A 13987-nucleotide genomic window follows, 5' to 3' on the forward strand; every position below is an offset into this window, starting at 1 on the left:
ACCATGGACACGGCCGAGGCGGCGCGACGGTTCGTACAGGTGTGGCAGCGGGCCTGGGCCGCCCATGACGTCGACGCGCTCCTGGAGTTGTACGCGCCGGACTGCGTGCACCGCTCGACACCCTTCCGGGAGCCGCACCGGGGGCATGAGCAGCTCGCCGCGTATCTGCGCTGGTCGTTCACCGACGAGCGGGTGAACGAGGTGCTGTTCTCGGAGCCGATGGTCGGTCAGGACGGCCTGGCCGTCGCCGAGTTCCGGGTGATGTCGGAGTTCCACGAGGACCCGCAGACCCTCGCGGGCTGTGTCTTCGTCCGGTTCGACACGGACGGCCTGGCCGTGGAGACCCGGGACTACTGGCACCTGGTCCCGGTCCACACGCACCCGGCCCGGCCGATGTTCCTGCTCCGCGATCCGCGCCGGCAGGAGCGGTAGGCGCGGTTCCGCCCGACGGCTTCCCTCCTGTCCGACCAGTCGGTACGTTCAGGAGGGCCGGGCGGCCCTCGTCCCGGCGCACGGCGGCGGACCACGGAGGGTTCATGTCCCAGACTGAGGTGCGGGGTCACTGCGAGGCGCGGTTCGAGGCCGTGCGCGACGCGTTCGAGGAGAACTTCGGCGCCCGTGAGGAGCTGGGGGCCGCGGTCACGGTGACGCTGGGCGGGGAGACCGTGGTCGACCTGTGGGGCGGCTGGGCCGACGCGGCGCGGACCCGCCCCTGGGAGCGGGACACCGTGGTCAACGTGTGGTCGACGACCAAGGGGGCGACCGCGCTGTGCGCGCACGTCCTCGTCGACCGGGGTCTGCTCGACCTGGACGCCCCGGTGGCCGCGTACTGGCCGGAGTTCGCGGCGGCCGGCAAGGAGGACGTACGCGTCCGGCATCTGCTGTCGCACCGGTCGGGGCTCGCCGGGCCGCGTGAGCCGCTCTCCTTCGAACAACTGCTGGACTGGGAGCTGACCGTCAAACGGCTCGCGGCGCAGGAGCCCTGGTGGGAGCCGGGCACCCAGTCCGGGTACCACGCGATGACGTTCGGTTTCCTCGTCGGGGAGGTGGTCCGGCGGGTGTCGGGGCTGCTGCCCGGCGCGTTCCTGGCGCGTGAGATCGCCGGGCCGCTCGGCATCGACTTCACGATCGGGCTGCCGGAGGCGGAGGCGGGGCGGGTGGCCGAGCTGGTGCATCCGCCGGCCGCCTCGACCAGCGAACAGGCCGCGATTTTCGCCCAGTTGACGCCCACCGCACTCTCCGCCCTCGCCAACCCGCTGGTGGGGGCGGCCGAGGCCAACAGCCCCGCGTGGCGGGCCGCCGAGGTGCCGGCCGCGAACGGCCACGGCACCGCCCGCGCGGTCGCCGCGCTGTACGGGATCCTCGCGCTGCGCGGCAGCTGGGGCGGGCGGGAGGTGCTGTCGCCGGAGGCCGCCGAGCGGGTCCGCGAGGGGCAGGGCGCCTGCCGGGACCTGGTGCTCGGCGCCGGGTTCGGGCGGGACACCGAGATCGGGCTCGGCCTGTGGCTGAGCGGCCCGCACGGCTCGTACGGGCCGAATTCCCGGGCCTTCGGTCACGACGGCTACGGCGGTTCCTGCGGCCTCGCCGACCCGGAGGCCGGTGTCTCCCTCGGCTACGTCATGAACCGGATGGGCCCCCACATCGCCGACGACCCGCGCAAGACGGCCCTGGTGGAGGCACTGTACGGCGCGCTGTGAGGGCGGTGCGCTCGCGCCGCACGGCGCGTGCGGTGAGCGGGAGTGCACTCTCAGTCCACTCCCGCACCGAATCCGGTGTCAGTATCGGCTCCAGAGCGATCAGCGGTTCTTCGACATCCGAGTGAAGCGAACAGCGGTCCGTCGATGCCGACTTCCCGACTTCGTCTGGAGCTGACACACGCATGCGCAGACATCACCGTCCTCTGATTCTCGGCGCCGCCGTCACGGTCGGCGTGCTCACCGCCACGGTCATCCCGTCGGCCGCCGCCCCCTCGGCCGACCGGACGACACCGAAGCCCACGGTCGTCCTGGTGCACGGCGCGTTCGCGGACGCCTCGGGCTGGTCCGAAGTGGTCTCACGGCTGAAAGCGGCGGGCTATCCGGTCGTCGCCCCGGCCAACCCGCTGCGGGGCCTGCAGTCGGACGCCGGGTACATCGCCGGGCTCCTCGGCACGATCGACGGCCCGAAGGTCGTCGTCGGGCACTCCTACGGCGGTGCCGTCATCACCGAGGCCGCCGCGTCCGTGCCCGAGGTGAAGGCCCTGGTGTACGTGGCGGCCTTCATGCCCGACAAGGGTGAGCTGCTGAGCGAACTGGCGGAGCGCTTCCCGGGTTCCGAACTGCTTCCGGCGCTGGAGGGGCTGCCGGACGGGGCCGGGCACACCGACGTGGCGATCAAACCCGACAAGTTCCACGAGGTGTTCGCCGGCGATCTGCCGCGTTCGCAGACCTCGGTGCTGGCGGTGTCCCAACGCCCGGTCAGCCTGGCGGCGTTCGGCTCCACCGCCCAGGCGGCGGCGTGGCGCACGATCCCGTCGTGGTCCATGGTCGCCAAGAAGGACAAGACGATCTCCCCCGCGCTGGAGAGGTTCCAGGCGAAGCGGGCGGGCTCGCACACCGTCGAGGTCAACTCCTCGCACGTGGTGATGATGTCCCACCCGGACAAGGTGGCCGCGCTGATCAAGTCGGCGGCGCGGTCCACTCGTTGACGCGTACCGCCGGGCCCGCGCTCCCCGGGCCCGGCGGTCACGCCCCGTGCGGTGCCGCGGTGACGCCCGGTCAGCCCTTGCGGGTGGCCACCACCATCCGGCAGCGCGGGCTGCCGTCGGGCCGCCGCCCGAACTCGGGCAGCGCGTGCAACTCCACCTCGAAACCGGCGCGTTCCAGCTCCGGCCGTACGACGCCGAGGCGGAACGGCCGGTAGTACATGACGAACGGCGGCCGCCAGACCGCGTTGCGCACCCGCATCGCCGTGTCGAAGCCCAGGGCCGCCCAGTACCAGGGGGAGCGGGGCGGGGCGGGCGCCGGCAGCGGGAACGCGAACCGACCGCCGGGCCGCAGCGCGGAGTGCGCCTCGGAGAACAGGCCCGGCAACTGCTCCGGCACGAAGTGCCCGAACGCGCCGAAGCTGACCACCAGGTCGAAGGCGGAGGCGAAGGGCAGGGCGAGGGCGTCGCCGCGCACCCAGGAGACCCGGGGGCCGCCGGGGGCTCCCGCGTCCGGTGATCCCGCGGTGGTGCCGGAGCCCAGCCGCTCCCGGCCCACCGCCAGCATCCCGGCGCTGATGTCGACACCGGTGACGCTCTCCCGGCAGACCTCGCGCAGCACCTCCATCCCTGCCCCGGTACCGCAGCAGAGGTCGAGGCCGTGCTCGAACGGGCCCATCGACGCCAGCGCCGCCTCGACCGCCTCCAGGATCGAGTCCGGCGTACGGAACGGGGTGTGGTCGAACTTGGGCGCGAGCAGGTCGTAGCCGTGTTCGACGGAGGAGAGCGCCTGAACGGCGAGTTCGCGGAGGCTGGGGCCTTGCGGGGTGAACATCCGGTCAGCTTAGGCCCTGGCTCGGGGCAGCGGCGGGGACGGACCCTCCCCTATCGTCCGGGGCATGACTTCGTTCCGTCCCGCCCCGACCTGGCTGGCCGACGCCGTCTTCTACCAGATCTATCCGCAGTCCTTCGCCGACTCCGACGGGGACGGCATCGGGGACTTCGCCGGGATCACCGACCACCTCGACCATCTGTCCTGGCTGGGCGTCGACACCGTCTGGCTCAACCCGTGCTTCGTCTCGCCGTTCCGTGACGCCGGGTACGACGTCGCCGACTATCTGACCGTCGCCCCGCGCTACGGCTCCGACGCCGACCTGGCGGCGCTGGTCGAGGAGGCGGGCCGCCGGGGCATCCGGATCCTGCTGGACCTCGTCGCCGGGCACACCTCCGTGGACCACCCGTGGTTCCGGGCCTCCGCCGACGACCCGGACGACCACCGCTACATCTGGACGGCGGAGGGCCGCCCCGAGGGGTTCGTGGACTCCCCCGGCACCCGCCCGGGGGCCTACCTCCCCAACTTCTTCGACTCGCAGCCCGCCCTCAACTTCGGCTACGCGCGCGGGAATCCGGACGAGCCGTGGCGGCTGCCGGTCGACGCCGACGGCCCGCGCGCCAACCGCCGCGCCCTGCGTACGGTCATGGACCACTGGCTGCGTCTCGGTCTGTCCGGCTTCCGTGTCGACATGGCCGCGTCGCTCGTCAAGGACGACCCGGACAAGGCCGGGACCACCCGTGTCTGGAGGGAGCTGCGGCACTGGCTGGACAGCGCCCACCCGGACGCCGTGCTGCTCGCCGAGTGGGGTGAGCCGGAGGTGTCGATCCCGGCGGGGTTCCACGCCGACTTCTTCCTCCACTTCGGCGGCCCCACCGACGGCCTCGCCCTGCGCTCGCTGTGGAACAACGGCACAGGCACGGTCCACGAGAACTGGGACCCCCTCGACTGCTTCTTCGACGCCGACGGCACCGGCTCACCGCGTCCCTTCGTCGAGGCCTGGCGGCAGGCGTCCACCGCCGTGGACGGTACGGGCGTCATCTCCCTGCCCACCGCCAACCACGACTTCTCCCGCCTCAACTGCGGCCCCCGTACGGCCGACCAGCTCCCCGCCGCCTTCGCCTTCCAGCTGACCTGGCCGACGCTCCCGGCGATCTACTACGGCGACGAGATCGGCATGCGCTACGTCCCGGACCTGCCCGACAAGGAGGGCAGCGTCCTCGGCCCCCGCTACAACCGCGCGGGCTCCCGCACCCCCATGCAGTGGGACGGCACCCCGAACGCGGGCTTCTCCACCGCGGACCCCGGCCGCCTCTACCTCCCCCTCGACCCCTCCCCCGACCGCCCGACCGTCGCCGCCCAACGTGCCGACGACAGCTCGCTCCTCCACCTCGTACGCCGTCTCGTCGCCCTGCGCAGGCGCTCCCCCGAGCTGGGCTCCGGCGGCTCGACGGAGGTGCTGCACCTGGGCCACCCGTTCGTGTACCTACGGGGCGGACGGTATCTGGTGGTGGTCAACCCCCAGCGGAACGAGGTGCGGTGGCCGTACGCATCCGCCGTCGGGCACCAGGTGGAGGGGCAGGGCGTGGAGATCACGGACGGCACGGTCACCGCGCGGGGCTTCGGGTACGGGATCTTCCAGCTGGACGGGTAGCCGTCGGGGGTGGATGCCCGCAACCCCGTGCCGGGCATCCACCCCCGCGCCGCGGACCGCTACGGCTTCGACTTCGACTCCGGCTTCGGCGTCGGCTTCGGCGAACCGGCCGCGTTCGGCTCCTCGCCGTACGCGGTGAGGAACCGGTCGCGGAAGGAGTCCATGCGCCAGACCGGGGCGTCGTCACCGGGCCGCAGTCCGTCCGACCAGCCCCAGTCGTCGATCCGGTCGAGGACCTTCGGGTCGTGGGCGACGATGGTGACCGGTACGTCATGACTCGCGCCGTTGCCGCTGACGCTCGCCATGGGCTGGTGGTCGCCCAGGAAGACCAGCACGGTGTTCTCGTCGCCGTACTTCCGCACGTACTGCAGCAGGCTGTGCACCGAGTACTGGACGGACTTGCCGTACTCCTCCTTGACCTTGACGGGGTCGGTGAACACATCGGCCGGGTCCTTGCCCGCCTTCTCGATGTCCTTGTAGACCGAGCCGTCGCCGACCTCGTCCCAGCCGACCATCTTCGGCAGCGGCGCCCACGGCTGGTGGCTGGAGGTCAGGATGATCTCCGACATCAGCGGTTTGCCGCCCTTCTTGGCGGCCTCCAGACGCTCGAACGCGGTGAGGGCGTACTGGTCGGGCATGGTCGACCAGCTGAACTTGGGCCCCTGGTAGCCGACATCGCGGGAGTCGTAGACCTTGTCGAAGCCGTAGAAGTCGCCCTCGGGCCAGTTGTACTGGACGCCGGGCACGACCCCGACCGTGCGCCAGGCGTCCGTCTTGGCGAAGGCGCCGGGCAGGGTGAGGCGTTCGCCGGCGGTGACCGTGCGGTAGCGGCTCTGGTTGTCGATCCACAGGCCGGTCAGGAACGTGGAGTGGCCGAGCCAGCTGCTGCCGCCGTACGTCGCGGAGGTCAGCCAGCCGCTCTTCGCCGCGAACCCGGCCTCGGTCAGCGCCTCGCCCTCCTCGTCGAGCGCGGCGTCCACGCCGGGCGCGATGGCCGGGTCCTCCAGGGCGGCGCGGCCGTAGCTCTCGATGAAGGCGATCATGACGTCCTTGCCGCGCAGCCCGGTCAGCAGCTGATCGCCGGGCACGTCGGCGAACCTGTCCTTCTTGGCCTCCTGGGCGAACGCGGCCTCGTCCCGCAGCGTCTCCTGGATCCGGCCCCAGCGGTCCTGCACGAAACCGATGGTGTTCCGGGAGGCGAACGCCGTGTTCTCCAGGGGCGTCAGACCGAGCGCCGCACAGGTGATCCACACGGCGCCGGCGACGATCGTGCCCCGGGTCGCCCGGTCCCGGTGGCGGACCAGCAGGTTCACCAGCCGTACCACCGCCAGGGACATGACGACGAACACCAGCGCCACCAGGAACACCAGGCCGACCACGGCGACCCGCGCGCCCGTGGCACCGAGGGTGTCCTTGACGTACGACTCGGCGTCGTCCAGGAGTCCCCAGTCGAGGACCACGTTGAAGCCGCGGCCGAGGAATTGGTTGAAGCCGATGTCCAGCGACTTCACGACGACCAGGGCGGCCAGGCCCACCCCGATGACGACCGCCGCGATCAGCCGCGGCCGGCGGGGCAGTGCCATCAGCAGGGCGGCGGCGAGGATCGGCTCCACGGGCAGCCGCAGGAACTGCCGGACGACGAAGTACTCGGGCTGGCCCGGCATGAGCAGGGCGAAGAACACCAGGGCGGCGGCGAGTGCGGTGATCCCCCACGACACGCTCCGCGCGGCGACCGGGTACTTCTCCCGGAGGGCCGTGCGGTACCGCTGGATCGCCGTCCGGTACCGCCGCCATCGGCGGACCGGGGTAGCGGCCTCCTCGGTCGGCTCCTTGCTCGTCTCGTCCGTGTCGGGTGGTGTGCTGGAGCGCGTGAAGAGCGACACGCGACGTTCCTTCCGTACGAAGACCGCTGGCGGTGCGCCCATCTGTACGGGGGGCTCGCGAGATCAGTTCAACGACCACGGGTAAGCCATCGGTAAGGAATCCCCCAACGGTCGGCCGCCGATGGTGGTACATTGGCCTTGGCACGTGTGTATCGCCCCTTCTCGGGCGCCGGTGCCGCTCTCTCCCAGCCTCGACTTCCGAGGTCTCTTCCGCTGAACCGCCCGTCGGGCTCCGACCGGCCGTCAGCTTTCCCGCACCGTCCGCGAGCCCCCACGGGCCGCCCCATGGACGCGTGCCTTCCCCTCCCCTTCTTCGCGTTTCTCCCACGTCCTCGAAAGGACCCCCAGCTCATGACCACCACCACACTCGAACGCACTTCCACAGACCGGCAGCCTCCGGCCCGGGTCACCGGTGTCCTGGAGATCGCGCAGGGCGGGCAGGGACACCTGCGCGTCGAGCGCGGACTGCCCACCCCCTCCGACCCCCAGGTCCCCGCCGCGCTGATCCGCCGGTACGGCCTGCGCAAGGGCGACACGATCGAGGGCGTCCGTGACGCCCGGCGCGCCCTCACCGAGGTCGAGCGGATCAACGGCCGCACGCCCCAAGAGCTGCGCGACCGCCCGCACTTCCGTGACCTCACCCCGCTGCACCCGCGGACGCGGCTGCGCCTCGAACACCCGGCGAGCGGTCTGACGGGCCGTCTGGTCGACCTCGTGGCCCCCGTCGGCAAGGGCCAGCGCGGGCTGATCGTGGCCCCGCCGAAGACCGGCAAGACCGTGCTGCTCCAGCAGGTGGCCGCCGCGGTCGCCGCCAACCACCCCGAGGCGCACCTCATGGTGGTACTGCTCGACGAACGGCCCGAGGAGGTGACCGACATGCGGCGCTCCGTGCGGGGCGAGGTGTACGCCTCGACGTTCGACCGGTCCCCCAAGCAGCACATCGCGCTCGCCGAACTCGTCGTCGAGCGCGCCAAGCGGCTCGTCGAACAGGGCGAGGACGTCGTGATCCTGCTGGACTCCCTGACCCGGCTGTGCCGGGCCCACAACAACGCGGCCGCGTCCGGCGGCCGCACCCTCAGCGGCGGGGTCGACGCCGCCGCGCTGCAGGGCCCCAAGCGGCTCTTCGGCGCCGCCCGGCAGACCGAGGAGGCGGGCTCCCTCACCATCCTGGCCACGGCCCTGGTGGAGACCGGGTCCCGTGCCGACAACTTCTTCTTCGAGGAGCTGAAGGGCACCGGCAACATGGAACTCCGGCTGGACCGCGCCCTCGCCGACAAGCGGGTCTTCCCCGCCGTCGACATCACCCCCTCCGGCACCCGCCGCGAGGAACTCCTGCTGACTCCGGGCGAGTTGACGACCGTACGGGGGCTGCGCCGGGCCCTGCTCCAGCGCGAGGGGCAGGCGAACCTGGAGACGCTCCTGGAGCGGCTGCGCGCCACCCCGGACAACGCCGCCTTCCTGCGGCAGACGCGGCCCACGCTGCCGTCGGCGTGACACCGGACGGCACGCCATGAGGCATCCGGGTGCTCGATCCGCTCGCTCGGCCCTGGCACCCTGGTCCACGGCACGACCGTTCCTACGTTTGCGATATGACCATCGGATTCTCATTCCGCGTGCCTCGTCTTGCCCGGGTCGCCGTCTGCTGCTCCGCCGTCTGCGCGCTCGGGGCACTGGCCGTCGCGACGAACCCGCAAGCCACCGGCCCCCGGATCGCGGCGGGCCCGCAGGACGCCAAGGCCCTACGGCAGCCGTCGTCGCTGTACCGGCCGGGGACCCAGGTACGGCCACGGGCCGGGGCGCCCCGGGTGCCGCAGGACCTCTCGGCGGTGTCGTGGCTGGTGGCCGACGCCGGCAGCGGGGCGGTGCTCGCCGCACACGACTCCCATCGCAAGCTGCCGCCGGCGAGCACCCTGAAGACCCTGTTCGCGCTCACCGTGCTGCCGGGCCTCCCGGCGGGCCTGAAGCACACCGTGAAGGCCGAGGAACTGGCCGGGATCGGCGCCGGGAGCAGCCTGGTCGGTGTGCAGGAGAACCGCACGTACAGCGTCGCCGACCTGTGGCGCGGCGTCTTCCTCAGCTCGGGCAACGACGCCGTACGCGTTCTGGCCTCCCTCAACGGCGGCTGGAAGGCCACCACCGAGCAGATGCAGGACAAGGCCCGCGCCCTGGGCGCCCGGGACACCCATGTCGTCTCGCCCGACGGGTACGACGCGCCCGGCCAGGTGTCGTCCGCGTACGACCTGGCGGTGTTCGGGCGGGCCGGGCTGCGCAACGCGGAGTTCGCCGGGTACTGCGCCACGGCCACCGCGAAGTTCCCGGCGGGCGGCTGGTCGTACGGCATCCAGAACACCAACCGGCTGCTCACCGGCGCCGGGGTCGAGCGCTATCCGGGGCTGATCGGGGTCAAGAACGGCTACACCAGCAACGCGGGCAACACCCTGATCGCCGCCGCGAAGCGGGAAGGGCGCACCCTCGTCGTGACGGTGATGCGCCCCTCGGGCGGTGGCCACGCCGTGTACGAGGAGGCGCGCTCCCTGCTCGACTGGGGTTTCCGGGCCGCCGGGCGGGTGGACGCCGTGGGCTCGCTGCTGCCGCCGCGCCCGGCGGCGGCCCCTCAGGCCGCCGCCCCCGGGTCGCCGGCCGTCGGCGCGCGGACGCCCGAGGCCACCGCCCCCGGCTGGCCGGTGGCGGGCGCGATCACGGGCGCCGCCGGGTTCGGCGCGGTGGCCGTGGCGCTGACGCTGCGGTTCAGGAACGGCCGGTTCGCGCGCGGCTGACCGACCGGCAGCCACAGCAGCAGACCGAGCGTGATCCACACATAGGTGTTGCTGCCGACGAAGCCGCCGACACCGGACGCGCCGTCGAACCACAGCCAGACGACACTGCTGCACAGCAGCGCGTACAGCGCCGCCGCGAGCGGCAGCAGCCGGCGGTGTCTCAGCAGAACGGCGAAGGACGGCAGCAGCCAGACCAGATGGTGCACCCAGGTGATCGGGCTGACCAGACACGCGGTCAGCCCGGTCAGGGCGAACGCCACCGCCCAGTCCTCGGCGCGCGCCGCCGCCCGGACCCGCCAGGCCCAGACGCACAGCACGGCCAGGACCAGCAGGGCCCAGACGGAGCGGCTGGGTTCGTGCGGTGCCACGAGCCGGGCTAGGACGCCCTGCAGCGACTGGTTGGAGACATAGTCGAGGCGGCCGATGCGGCTGGTGTCCCACAGCGCCTCGGTCCAGTAGAAGCGGGAGGCGGCCGGGGCGATCCAGGCCGCCGCCGCGGTGGCGGCCGTGGCGACGGCCGTCGCGAGCCCGGCGGCCCGCCACCGCCGGGCGAGCAGCAGCATCCCGATGAAGATCGCGGGCGTCAGTTTGACGGCCGCCGCCAGGCCGATGCCCACCCCCGCCCAGCGGCCTCCGCCGGTGGCGAGCAGCCGGGCGTCGGCGAGCACCAGGGCGAGCAGCAGCAGGTTCACCTGGCCGAAGCTGAAGGTGTCGCGCAGCGGTTCGAACAGGGCGAGCGCGCAGAGGGCCAGGGAGACACCGAACCAGCCGTGGCGGCGCAGCAGCGGTCCGGCCAGTACGTGCAGCACGGCCGCGAGCGCCGCGAGGTTGAGCGCCAGGCAGAGCACGATGGCGGTGCGCATCCCGACCAGTGCCATCGGCAGCATGGAGACGGCCGCGAACGGCGGATAGGTGAAGCCGTAGGTCGTGCCGGGGACCAGATAGTCGTAGACACGGCCGTCGTGGTGGACCCAGGTGTCGATGGTGCCGTGGTAGACGCGCAGGTCGAAGAAGTCGCGCAGCAGCGGGACCGTCGCGGTGAACACGGTGACGGCGGTGGCCAGGGTGAGGACGAGAAGGAGACGGGCGCGGTCGGTGCGCGGCCGGAACCACCTCGGGCGGGGTCCGCTCATGCCGTCCTCTCCAGGACCGGTGCCCGGGAGGCCTGTTCGGCCTGCCAGAGCACGACCACCGCGAGGACGCCCCCGCACACCGCGAGGACGAGCTGTTCGGTGTCCGCCGGGTAGCCGCTCGGCAGGACGGCGAGCGCGAGCACCGCGCTGGCGGCGGCGACCCGGTGCTGCACGGAGGTGTCCCGGGCGGCTGCCGCGATCAGGAACAGGCCCCACAGGGCGTACCAGGGGCGGATCGCGGGGCCCAGCGCCGCCACGACGGCCAGGCTGAGGCCGAGCGCGTACACCGGGCCGGGTCTCAGCCGCAGCCATATGTACAGGACGACGGCACCGGTCAGCAGGAGTCCGGCCGCCCGCCAGGCCGGGAGGGCGAGGGGGGCGAGGTCGCTGCCGAGGTCGTGCAGGAGGGTGCCGGTGGCGCGGCCGAGGACGCTGGTGGGTGACCAGTTCTGCGGGGAGACGGGGGTGCGCAGGGCGGCGATCCAGCCGTATCCGGTGCCGGCGAGGGCGGTGACGGCCGCCGTGGTGGTCGCCGCGACGGCCAGACAGACCGCGGTCGTGCGGATCCGTCCGGTACGGCCGCGCATCACGACCAGCGCCAGCAGGCCCAGCGCGGCCGGGGCCTTGACCAGGGCGGCGAGGGTGACGAGGACGACGCCGAGGGGGTATCGGCGGCCCCGGGCGAGCACCAGCCCGACGCCCAGCAGGCCCAGCATCAGCGCGTCGTTGTGGGCGCCGGCCACCAGGTGCAGCAGCACCAGCGGGTTGAGGGCGCCGAGCCAGAGGGCGACGGCCGGGTCGGCTCCGCTGTGCCGGGCGAGCCGGGGCAGTGCCACGGCCATCAGGGCGACCCCGAGCAGGGCGATCAGCCGCATCCCGATGAGCCCCGCCGGTATCCGTCCCTCCGTCAGCCCGGAGAGCCCGGAGGCCATGGCGAGGAAGACCGGGCCGTACGGGGTGGCCGTGTGCCGCCACATCGGGGCGACCTCGTCGGCGAGCGGGCCGCCGAGCCGGGCCGGGCCGTGGAGGTAGACGTCCATGTGCGCGTCGACCATGGCGCCCTGGGCGAGGTAGCTGTAGACGTCCCGGCTGAACAGCGGGGGCGCGAGCAGCAGGGGTGCCGCCCAGACCGCCAGGACGAGGAGCAGGGCGCGGGGCGTCGGGGGCTCCGGGCCGCGTATCACCTTCCCCAGCAGGGCCCAGGCCGCTATCAGCAGGACGACACCGAAGTAGACGCCGACCAGGCCCAGGGCGCCGCGTCCGGAGGTCGGGGACAGCAGTTCCCGGACCGGCAGGGCACCGGCGGTCTCACCTCCCAGGGCGAGAAAGGCGGATCCGGCCAGGCCGAGCGCCTGGCAGCGGCGGAGGTCGACGGGGAAAGCGATGGCCAACACTCGGTCAGCGTGTCAACGCCGGGTGGCGGGAAGGCGACGTACCGCCCTCCGGTCGGGTACCAGGACATGACCATGAGCGAACCCCGCCGTCCGGTGCGGACGGCGGGGTTCGCGCGGTTCTTCCTGGTCTCGCTCAGCAGGTGGCGGCGGTGTCGATCCTGATCCCGGTCACGGTGTAGTCCGCGGTGAAGTTGACATGGGTGTTGGGCGCGAGACAGAGGTACTCGATCGCGCCGGTGCTGTTGACGGTGTACCGGACGTAGGCCCGGTCGTCGTTGCGGGTGTTGGCCACCCAGTCCGCGCCGTTGCTGTGGGGGCCGAGATTCTGGAAGTCGGCCGTGACGTCCTGGTAGGCGGCCGTGGGACGGGCGCTGTTCCAGTCGGACGAGGTGAGATAGAAGCAGACGCGGGGATAGGCGCATCCGTTGTAGGAGTCGGCCGACGCCGTGGGGGCCGTGGCCAGCGTGGTGGCGGCGACGGCGGCGACGGTCGTGCCGATGACAGCGAGCCTCTTCTGCATGTGTGCCACACAATCCTGGGAGTGGACTTCCGCCGCCAGGATGGCACTTGTCCCCGTATCACCGCACAAGTACGGAATAAGTCAGAAAATCGACAGCCCGGTGAGCGTGGTGAACCGGTCCAGGGCGGCCACCCCCGCCACCGAGTTGCCCCGCTCGTCCAGCCCCGGGCTCCAGACGCAGAGCGTGCACCGGCCGGGTACGACCGCGATGATGCCGCCGCCCACCCCGCTCTTGCCGGGCAGGCCCACGCGGTAGGCGAACTCACCGGCCGCGTCGTACGTGCCACAGGTGAGCATCACCGCGTTGACCTGCTTCGCCTGGCTGCGGGTCAGCAGACGCCCGCCGTCGGCGCGGACGCCGTGCCGGGCCAGGAAGCCGGTCGCCAGCGCGAGATCGGCGCAGGACGCGGTGAGCGAGCACTGCCGGAAGTACTGGTCGAGGAGGTCCGGCACCGGGTTGTCGATGTTGCCGTACGACGCCATGAAGTGGGCGAGAGCGGCGTTCCGGGCGCCGTGGGCGGACTCGGAGGCGGCGATCTCCGGGTCGAAGTCCAGGCCGGGGTTGCCGCTCTCCGCCCGCAGGAACGCCAGCAGTTCACCGGCCGCGTCGCCGCTACGGGTGTGGAGGCGGTCGGTGACGACGAGGGCGCCGGCGTTGATGAACGGATTGCGCGGGATGCCGTTCTCGTACTCCAGCTGCACCAGGGAGTTGAAGGGGTTGCCGGAGGGCTCGCGGCCCACGTGCTCCCAGAGTTCGTCACCCTCACGCGCCAGATCGAGCGCGAGGGTGAAGACCTTGGTGATGGACTGTGTGGAGAACGGCTCCCGCCAGTCCCCCACGCCGTACACCGTGCCGTCCAGTTCCGCGACGGCCATGCCGAAGCTGCGCGGGTCGCGCGCCGCGAGCGCCGGGATGTAGTCGGCGGGACGGCCGCGGCCCGGGGTCCGCCCGATCTCCTCAGCGATGCGGTCCAGGACCGGCTGGAAGGCGAGGGACGACGTCGTTGTCATGATCACCATTGTGCCTTCCGTGCCGGTTCGGGGCCGGTCCTGGGCCGGTCCTGGGCCGGTCCCGGGCCGTTTCGGGACCGTGAGCCCGTCGGGCCCGGGG

11 protein-coding genes and 1 pseudogene are annotated in these 13987 nt (G+C 72.5%); 6 read left to right on the forward strand and 6 right to left on the reverse strand.

From position 1 onward, the window contains the following. Positions 1-3: 3 nt before the first annotated feature. From J8M51_RS08200 to J8M51_RS08210, 3 genes are all read left to right on the forward strand, one after another. Positions 4-432, forward strand: a complete 429-nt coding sequence (locus J8M51_RS08200) for a nuclear transport factor 2 family protein (protein WP_086763213.1) — start codon at positions 4-6, stop codon at positions 430-432. A 104-nt stretch (positions 433-536) separates the two neighbouring features. Then, positions 537-1697, forward strand: a complete 1161-nt coding sequence (locus J8M51_RS08205; RefSeq protein ID WP_267299063.1) for a serine hydrolase domain-containing protein — start codon at positions 537-539, stop codon at positions 1695-1697. Between the two features lie 182 nt (positions 1698-1879). Continuing rightward, a complete protein-coding gene (locus J8M51_RS08210; protein WP_267299064.1) occupies positions 1880-2686 on the forward strand; it encodes an alpha/beta fold hydrolase in 807 nt (268 codons plus the stop codon). Between the two features lie 70 nt (positions 2687-2756). Here J8M51_RS08210 and J8M51_RS08215 read toward each other — a convergent pair whose 3' ends face one another. Beyond that, positions 2757-3518 (reverse strand): class I SAM-dependent methyltransferase, encoded by a 762-nt coding sequence (locus J8M51_RS08215; protein ID WP_216590149.1) that lies wholly within the window; start codon positions 3516-3518, stop codon positions 2757-2759. Between the two features lie 64 nt (positions 3519-3582). On the opposite strand from J8M51_RS08215, the gene J8M51_RS08220 reads away from it, so the two are divergent. Beyond that, a complete protein-coding gene (locus tag J8M51_RS08220; RefSeq protein WP_267299065.1) occupies positions 3583-5169 on the forward strand; it encodes an alpha-amylase family glycosyl hydrolase in 1587 nt (528 codons plus the stop codon). Positions 5170-5228: 59 nt separating this feature from the next. Here the strand turns inward: J8M51_RS08220 and J8M51_RS08225 are convergent, their stop codons facing one another. Continuing rightward, positions 5229-7052, reverse strand: a complete 1824-nt coding sequence (locus tag J8M51_RS08225; RefSeq protein WP_267299066.1) for an alkaline phosphatase family protein — start codon at positions 7050-7052, stop codon at positions 5229-5231. 351 nt (positions 7053-7403) lie between these two features. On the opposite strand from J8M51_RS08225, the gene rho reads away from it, so the two are divergent. Both rho and J8M51_RS08235 read left to right on the forward strand, forming a co-directional pair. Continuing rightward, a complete protein-coding gene (rho, locus tag J8M51_RS08230; protein ID WP_267299067.1) occupies positions 7404-8546 on the forward strand; it encodes a transcription termination factor Rho in 1143 nt (380 codons plus the stop codon). A gap of 95 nt (positions 8547-8641) precedes the next feature. Next, a complete protein-coding gene (locus J8M51_RS08235) occupies positions 8642-9829 on the forward strand; it encodes a D-alanyl-D-alanine carboxypeptidase family protein (RefSeq protein WP_107473815.1) in 1188 nt (395 codons plus the stop codon). Between the two features lie 227 nt (positions 9830-10056). On the opposite strand, the pseudogene J8M51_RS08240 reads toward J8M51_RS08235, so the two are convergent. From J8M51_RS08240 to J8M51_RS08255, 4 genes and pseudogenes are all read right to left on the reverse strand, one after another. Next, positions 10057-10962, reverse strand: a pseudogene (locus J8M51_RS08240) (glycosyltransferase family 87 protein); the annotation flags it as partial. Next, positions 10959-12347: a polyprenol phosphomannose-dependent alpha 1,6 mannosyltransferase MptB gene (mptB, locus tag J8M51_RS08245; RefSeq protein ID WP_086761006.1), complete on the reverse strand. Its 1389-nt coding sequence runs from the start codon at positions 12345-12347 to the stop codon at positions 10959-10961. The gene mptB and the pseudogene J8M51_RS08240, both read right to left, overlap by 4 nt. A 142-nt stretch (positions 12348-12489) precedes the next feature. Next, complete coding sequence (locus J8M51_RS08250) at positions 12490-12876, reverse strand: hypothetical protein (protein WP_086761002.1); 387 nt, start codon at positions 12874-12876, stop codon at positions 12490-12492. 81 nt (positions 12877-12957) lie between these two features. Next, positions 12958-13896 (reverse strand): glutaminase, encoded by a 939-nt coding sequence (locus J8M51_RS08255; protein WP_086761000.1) that lies wholly within the window; start codon positions 13894-13896, stop codon positions 12958-12960. Between the last annotated feature and the right edge of the window lie 91 nt (positions 13897-13987).

This window comes from Streptomyces griseiscabiei (assembly GCF_020010925.1).
Classification (GTDB): domain Bacteria; phylum Actinomycetota; class Actinomycetes; order Streptomycetales; family Streptomycetaceae; genus Streptomyces; species Streptomyces griseiscabiei.

Bases quoted from the DNA above. Each gene is read 5' to 3' on its own strand.
- J8M51_RS08200 (WP_086763213.1), top strand. From the start codon at position 4: ATGGACACGGCCGAGGCGGCGCGACGGTTCGTACAGGTGTGGCAGCGG.
- J8M51_RS08205 (WP_267299063.1), top strand. From the start codon at position 537: ATGTCCCAGACTGAGGTGCGGGGTCACTGCGAGGCGCGGTTCGAGGCC.
- J8M51_RS08210 (WP_267299064.1), top strand. From the start codon at position 1,880: ATGCGCAGACATCACCGTCCTCTGATTCTCGGCGCCGCCGTCACGGTC.
- J8M51_RS08215 (WP_216590149.1), bottom strand. From the start codon at position 3,518: ATGTTCACCCCGCAAGGCCCCAGCCTCCGCGAACTCGCCGTTCAGGCG.
- J8M51_RS08220 (WP_267299065.1), top strand. From the start codon at position 3,583: ATGACTTCGTTCCGTCCCGCCCCGACCTGGCTGGCCGACGCCGTCTTC.
- rho (WP_267299067.1), top strand. From the start codon at position 7,404: ATGACCACCACCACACTCGAACGCACTTCCACAGACCGGCAGCCTCCG.
- J8M51_RS08235 (WP_107473815.1), top strand. From the start codon at position 8,642: ATGACCATCGGATTCTCATTCCGCGTGCCTCGTCTTGCCCGGGTCGCC.
- J8M51_RS08250 (WP_086761002.1), bottom strand. From the start codon at position 12,876: ATGCAGAAGAGGCTCGCTGTCATCGGCACGACCGTCGCCGCCGTCGCC.
- J8M51_RS08255 (WP_086761000.1), bottom strand. From the start codon at position 13,896: ATGGTGATCATGACAACGACGTCGTCCCTCGCCTTCCAGCCGGTCCTG.